Origin of the sequence: Kitasatospora misakiensis, from assembly GCF_042656005.1 — a bacterium.
GTDB lineage: Bacteria > Actinomycetota > Actinomycetes > Streptomycetales > Streptomycetaceae > Kitasatospora > Kitasatospora misakiensis.
The window spans coordinates 1-5,833 of sequence record NZ_JBHSOF010000109.1 but is presented as its reverse complement, the minus strand read 5'-3'; the positions used below and the strand labels follow the sequence as shown (position 1 = coordinate 5,833).

Sequence of the window (5,833 nt, the reverse complement as noted above, 5' to 3'; positions counted from 1 at the left end):
CGCATGTCCGGTGGTGTGGGAGGAGGGCCGGGTGACCCGGCCCTCCTACCCGATTTCCCGGCCCGGAGCCGGAACCACGGCCGCCGGCCGGGGGTTGTACCGGCCGGGGCGCCGGTGCCGCGCCCCGGTGGGCGGGAACGGTGGCGGCCCTGCGGAGGGTCTGCGCCGGGCAGAACGTACGACAGGAGGTGTGGCGTCAATCCTCCGACCGGACGGGTCGGTTGGAGGTAGCGGTGGCTGGTCACGATTGGGACACCGGTGTGTATCATCGGCCGCAAGGGCAGTCAGGCCAGCCGACAGCCCGTTCGTGCTCGTAACAAATCATGGACTCGTCGGCCCGATCGGGAGCGATCGGCGCACGGCTGCTGAGTCCGTCAACGCAAGAAGGACGAGGTCCCGCGGTGAAGAAGCTTCTCCTGGTCGCCCTGGTCGCCCTCGGCGGCTTCTTTGTCTACCGTCAGGTCCAGGCGGACCGCGCCGAGCAGGACCTGTGGACCGAGGCCACCGACCCGGTCCCGGCCGGTCGCTGAGCCCGGGCGATCTGACGATCGACGGTCTTCGGAGGCGCCGCGCGGCGCCTCCAGGGCCGGTCGGCCCGGTCGGGTGACCGGGCCGACCGGACGTTCCCGGCCCCACACGGCAGGAGTGCCGGGACAGGGCACCGGATCCGCGCCGGAACCGGGTACTCTTGTGCCCGGTGGTGCGCACGGTGCCGCCCCGGGGCGTTAGCTCAGTTGGTAGAGCGCTGCCTTTGCAAGGCAGATGTCAGGAGTTCGAGTCTCCTACGCTCCACGTTGTGTCCACCGCGTGTGGACGGCCCGGCGGCCGCCGACCTGAATTCGGGTCAGCGGCCGCCGTTCTCGTTTTCGTCAGTGCGGTTTGCGCGGATCGTGCGGCTTGGGGCGGTCGTCGCCGGGGGCCGCGGCGGGGTGGGCCCGGTCCGGCCGCGGGCCGGGCTCGGGGGCGCCCTCGTCCTCGGCCTCACCCTTGCCCTTGCCCTTGGCGGGTGCGGGCGCGGCCGCGCCGTCCGGTGAACCGTTCACGGTGCCGCCGCCGTTGCCCGAGGCGTGCGCGCCGGCCGGGCGGGCGTCGGGTTCGGCGGCCGGACCCGCGGCGGCGGACGGCGGCTCGACCAGCCACTCCGGGTTGCTGCGGTGCCGCCACCACTGCCAGGCGACGATGCCGCTGCCGATCGCGACCATGCCGGCCACGGCCAGACCGGTGGCCCAGCCGCTCCGGCAGGACTTGCGGGCGTTGCGGGCCGCGAGGTCGCCGATCTCCGACGAGGTGACGTTGCCGCGCATGGCGGTCAGCGCGGCGGCGCCGCGCATCTGGGCCTCCTGCGCGACCGGGACGACGACGGCGCGGGCCTCCTCGACGACGGCCACGACCCTGGGGGCGACGGTGGAGCGGGCCTGGTCGGCGGCCCGGGAGGCGCCCAGGCGGGCGGCCAGCGCCTTCTCCTGGGCGCGGTGCAGGGCCTTGAGGGCGTTCTGCTGGGCCTCCGGCGGCAGGCTGGCGAAGGCGTGACCGACCTGGGGGGCGATGTGCCGGTCGTACTGGACGCGCGCGGTGTGGGCGGCCTGGGTGGCCTGGTGCCGGGCGCTGTCCGCGAGGTTGCCGGCCGTCTCACGGGCCGAGTCCAAACGGGTCACGAGCTCTCTCCTCCTGGTAGCGTCCTATATGCACATATCCACCTGAATGCTGATCATGCATCCGGATTTGTCCGACGGCATGCCGGAGTGGGCCGTACGCGGGTCACCGGGCCCCGGGCCGCCGGTCGGATCGGGGGCGCGTGGGCCGGTCGGGCGGGGGTATGGCCGCAGTAGGCTGGCGGTTCCGGCGGGTCCCCGCCGGGAGCCCGTGCGTGTCGTCGCAGCAAGTCGTGGCAAGTCGTGGCAAGTCGCAGCAAGTCGTGGCAGAAGGGGAAAGCCGATGCTCCCGGACGAGCCGAGGCCGCCGACCGACGGGACCTCGGGGGCCCCGGGCGGGCCCGCGCCGACCCGCTGCTACCGGCATCCCGAGCAGGAGGCCGGCGTCGGCTGTTCGCGCTGCGGACGGCCGATCTGCCCGCGGTGCATGGTGAACGCCTCGGTGGGCTTCCACTGCCCGGAGTGCGTCGAGGAGGGCAACCGGCACGTCCGGCGGGCGACCACCCGGTTCGGCGGCCGGCCGGCCGGGGACGGCGCGCTGGTCACCAAGGCGCTGATCGGCGTCAACCTGGTGGTGTACGTGCTGGCCGCCTACGTGCTCACGCCGTGGCTGGCCTACGACCTCGAACTGCGCAGCCTGGCCCCCGACCGGATGTACCCCTTCGCCGAGGGCGTCGCCGCGGGCCCGGACCAGTGGTACCGGCTGCTGACCGCGGTCTTCCTGCACACCACGCCCTGGCACATCGCCACCAACATGCTGGTGCTCTGGGTGCTGGGCCCGCAGCTGGAGGCCACCCTTGGGCGGGTCCGGTTCCTGGCGCTCTACCTGCTCTCCGGCCTGGCCGGCAGCGCGTTCGCCTTCCTGGTGGCCGGCGACGGGATGCGGTCGCTGGGCGCCTCGGGCGCGGTCTTCGGCCTGCTGGGCGCGACCGTGGTGCTCCACCGCCGGGTCCGCGCGCCGCTCGGGCCGGTCGTCGCGCTGTTGCTGTTCAACCTGATCGTCACCTTCTCGGTGCCGGGCATCGACTGGCGGGCCCACCTCGGCGGCCTGGTCGCCGGGATGCTGACCGCGGCCGGCCTGATGTACGCCCCGCGGGCCCGGCGGGCGGCGGTGCAGGGGCTGACGCTGGCGGGGGTGGCGGGCCTGGTGCTGGTGATGCTCCTGACCGGAATGGCCCGCTACGGCGGGTGACCCGGCCGCGCAGGACCGTACGCGCGCGGGTCCGGTGGCCGCACGGTTGTCCACAACGGGTGCGGGGTTGTGCACAGGCGGTGTGGAGTGCCGGGTACGGACGACTGTTCTACGCGTGTCCCGCTGTGCGGATTCGGCATTCGGGGGAGGGCGTGCGGCGGTGCGGAAAGCGCCCCCGGCGCAGGTTATCCACAGGCCTGGGTGACTTTTCCCCAGTGTGGATAACCATGTGGATAAACCTGATAAGCGGATGTCCGCCTGGAGCGGCGGCGCACCACGAACGCCGCCCCGGGGACGGAGCGTCCCGGGGCGGCGGTGAAGGAACTCAGGGCGTGGGCCCCGACGTCACTTCCACTGGGTGGAGACGCCGAAACCCGCCGCGATGAAGCCGAAGCCCACCAGGATGTTCCAGTTCCGCCAGCTCTCGACGGGCCAGCTGCCACTGGTCACGTAGTAGGTGACGATCCAGACCAGGCCGATCAGGAACAGCGCCAGCATCAGGGGTGCAACCCAGCCGCGGCCCGAACTGATCTTCACCGTCGCCGTGGTCGGCGGGGTGTAGTCGGACTTCTTGCGGAGTCGAGACTTCGGCACGAGGAGCTCTCCTGTCGATGCGCTGTGACCGCGCAGGGGTTCACGGTGGTGTGGCGGTGTCCGTTAGCGTAGTGGCTCGGCGGGTCCGAAGGAGATAAGGGTACGGTGCCTAATTTGTCGATTCCCCCTCGGCCCGCTCGTACCCGCGTCCGCGGCACCCGAATTGTCGGACGTGCCCTGACCTGCGCCGTCTTCGCACTCGCCGGACTGCTCTTCTACATCAGCGCGCAGACCGCCCGCGGGACCGATCTGCGCACCGACAACTCGCTGCTCAGCCTCTCCGACGTGATACGGCAGCGCAGCGCGCAGAACCAGCAGTCCCAGGCCCAGCTCGCCGACCTCGAGGAGCGCGCCCGCGGGCTCGCCGAGCAGCAGGGCCGCAGCCCGGCCGACGTCGCCCGGCTGGCCGCCCTGGAACAGGCCGCCGCGCTCGACCCGCTGCAGGGCCCCGGCCTCACCGTCACCCTCAACGACGCCCCGCCGAACGCGACCGCGCGGATCCCCGGCGTGCCCGAGCCGGGCGTCAACGACCTCGTCATCCACCAGCAGGACATCCAGGCCGTGGTCAACGCGCTCTGGCGGGGCGGCGCCGAGGGCGTCCAGGTGATGGACCAGCGACTGATCTCCACCAGCGCGGTGCGCTGCGTGGGCAACACCCTGCTGCTCCAGGGCCGGGTCTACTCGCCGCCCTACGTGGTCAAGGCGGTCGGGCGCGCCGACGCGCTGCGCGGCGCGGTGGACGCGGACCCGACGATCCGCAACTACCTCCAGTACGTGCAGGCGTACGGCCTGGGCTGGAAGGTGCAGGAGAGCGGCGACCTCACCCTGCCCGGCTACTCCGGAACGGCGGACCTGCGCTCGGCCACCGGCCAGTAGCGGGCCGGTGCACGGGACCCGGCCGCCGGGGCCGGGTCTACTCTTGATCCCAGTCCAATTCGTCGAGGGAGCACCATGTACGGCTGGATCTGGCGTCATCTGCCGGGGAACACCCTGGTCAAGGCCGTGATCTCGGCGCTCCTCGTGCTGGGGCTGGTCTACCTCCTCTTCACCTACGTCTTCCCGTGGGCGGAACCGCTCCTCCCCTTCGGTGACGTCACAGTGGACGGGGACGGCGACGGCGCCGCCGGCTGATCCGGCGGCTCCGCCAACGTCCCAGTCCCCGCACCCCTCGGAGAACGCGCGCCCATGACCTCCCGGCCGACCCAGCCCCGCATCCTGGTCGTCGACAACTACGACAGCTTCGTCTTCAACCTGGTCCAGTACCTCTACCAGCTCGGCGCCACCTGCGAGGTGGTCCGCAACGACGAGGTGACCGTCGAGCACGCGGTGCGCCGCGAGGGCGACCGGGGCTTCGACGGGGTGCTGCTCTCCCCCGGCCCGGGCTCCCCGGAGGAGGCCGGCGTCTGCGTCGAGATGGTGCACCACTGCGCACGGATCGGGCTCCCGGTGTTCGGCGTCTGCCTGGGCCTGCAGTCGATCGCGGTGGCCTATGGAGCGGTGGTCGGCCGGGCGCCCGAACTGCTGCACGGCAAGACCTCGCCGGTCGAGCACGAGGACGGCGGCGTCTTCGCGGGCCTGCCCTCGCCGCTCACCGCGACCCGCTACCACTCGCTGGCGGTCGAGCCGGACACCGTGCCGCGGGAGCTGGTGGTCACCGCGCGCACCGCCAGCGGCGTCATCATGGGGCTGCGCCACCGCGAGCTCGCGGTGGAGGGCGTGCAGTTCCACCCCGAGTCGGTGCTCACCGAGGGCGGCCACCGGATGCTCGCCAACTGGCTCGCCGAGTGCGGTGACCCGGGTGCCGTCGACCGGTCGGCCGGGCTCGCCCCGGTGATCGGCCGGGGCTGAGCGGCGTGACCGCGGTGCGACCGGAGGGGCGCTATCAGGCGGACGCGGACCCGCAGGGCGGCGACGCGTACCACGGCGGCGGGCCGTTCGAGCAGCAGCACGACCCGTACGGGCAGCAGCACCTCCCGGGCGGCCCCTACCAGCAGGCCGCCCAGCCGTACGCGCAGCAGGGCCCGTACGGGCACGAGGACCAGTACGGCGGGGCGGGCCCGTATGGCGGGGCCCCGCAGGCGCCGTACCAGCAGGGGCAGTACCAGACCTACGACCCGTACCAGGACCAGCAGGGCCAGGGCGGGAGCCAGTCGTGGGCGGCGCAGCCGGGGGCCGAGGACGGCTGGGGCGTCTACGAGCCGGCCGCGCCGGTGCCGACCCGGCGGACACCGGACGCCCCGGAGGGGAGTGTGGCGGAGGGGACGGTGCTCGCCGCCGCCGAGACGGTCACCATGGCCGCCGTGGAGGCCGAGCGGCGGCAGCAGTCCGCCGCGCCCGCCGCGCCCGCCGCGCCCGCCCCGGGCGGCGGGGCCGAGCGCCGGCGCGCCGCTCAGGG

Annotated in this window: 7 protein-coding genes, 1 tRNA gene and 1 pseudogene; 7 read left to right on the top strand and 2 right to left on the bottom strand. The window is 73.4% G+C overall.

Going from position 1 to position 5,833, the window contains the following annotated elements; translation table 11 throughout:
• Positions 1-401 precede the first annotated feature (401 nt).
• Both ACFP3U_RS36610 and ACFP3U_RS36605 read left to right on the top strand, forming a co-directional pair.
• Positions 402-530 carry a DLW-39 family protein gene (locus tag ACFP3U_RS36610; RefSeq protein ID WP_014137031.1) on the top strand — a complete coding sequence of 43 codons (129 nt, stop codon included), beginning with the start codon at positions 402-404 and terminating at the stop codon, positions 528-530.
• Between the two features lie 189 nt (positions 531-719).
• Positions 720-792 (top strand) — tRNA-Ala (locus tag ACFP3U_RS36605).
• Between the two features lie 77 nt (positions 793-869).
• On the opposite strand, the gene ACFP3U_RS36600 is transcribed toward ACFP3U_RS36605, so the two are convergent.
• Positions 870-1,655 (bottom strand): DUF5324 family protein, encoded by a 786-nt coding sequence (locus tag ACFP3U_RS36600; RefSeq protein WP_380230097.1) that lies wholly within the window; start codon positions 1,653-1,655, stop codon positions 870-872.
• A 280-nt stretch (positions 1,656-1,935) separates the two neighbouring features.
• On the opposite strand from ACFP3U_RS36600, the gene ACFP3U_RS36595 reads away from it, so the two are divergent.
• A complete protein-coding gene (locus tag ACFP3U_RS36595) occupies positions 1,936-2,844 on the top strand; it encodes a rhomboid family intramembrane serine protease (protein WP_380230096.1) in 909 nt (302 codons plus the stop codon).
• 345 nt (positions 2,845-3,189) lie between these two features.
• Here ACFP3U_RS36595 and crgA read toward each other — a convergent pair whose 3' ends face one another.
• The gene (crgA, locus tag ACFP3U_RS36590) at positions 3,190-3,438 is read right to left on the bottom strand and encodes a cell division protein CrgA (protein ID WP_030392407.1); all 249 of its coding nucleotides are present in this window, start codon (positions 3,436-3,438) and stop codon (positions 3,190-3,192) included.
• A 120-nt stretch (positions 3,439-3,558) separates the two neighbouring features.
• Between crgA and ACFP3U_RS36585 the strand changes: the two genes are divergently transcribed.
• From ACFP3U_RS36585 to ACFP3U_RS36570, 4 genes and pseudogenes are all read left to right on the top strand, one after another.
• A complete protein-coding gene (locus ACFP3U_RS36585) occupies positions 3,559-4,314 on the top strand; it encodes a DUF881 domain-containing protein (protein WP_380230098.1) in 756 nt (251 codons plus the stop codon).
• A 75-nt stretch (positions 4,315-4,389) separates the two neighbouring features.
• Positions 4,390-4,569 (top strand): hypothetical protein, encoded by a 180-nt coding sequence (locus tag ACFP3U_RS36580; protein WP_380230095.1) that lies wholly within the window; start codon positions 4,390-4,392, stop codon positions 4,567-4,569.
• A gap of 54 nt (positions 4,570-4,623) precedes the next feature.
• Positions 4,624-5,286, top strand: a complete 663-nt coding sequence (locus tag ACFP3U_RS36575) for an aminodeoxychorismate/anthranilate synthase component II (protein WP_380230094.1) — start codon at positions 4,624-4,626, stop codon at positions 5,284-5,286.
• A 5-nt stretch (positions 5,287-5,291) separates the two neighbouring features.
• Positions 5,292-5,833, top strand: a pseudogene (locus ACFP3U_RS36570) (hypothetical protein); the annotation flags it as partial.

Bases quoted from the DNA above. Each gene is read 5' to 3' on its own strand.
- ACFP3U_RS36575 (WP_380230094.1), top strand. From the start codon at position 4,624: ATGACCTCCCGGCCGACCCAGCCCCGCATCCTGGTCGTCGACAACTAC.
- ACFP3U_RS36595 (WP_380230096.1), top strand. From the start codon at position 1,936: ATGCTCCCGGACGAGCCGAGGCCGCCGACCGACGGGACCTCGGGGGCC.
- ACFP3U_RS36580 (WP_380230095.1), top strand. From the start codon at position 4,390: ATGTACGGCTGGATCTGGCGTCATCTGCCGGGGAACACCCTGGTCAAG.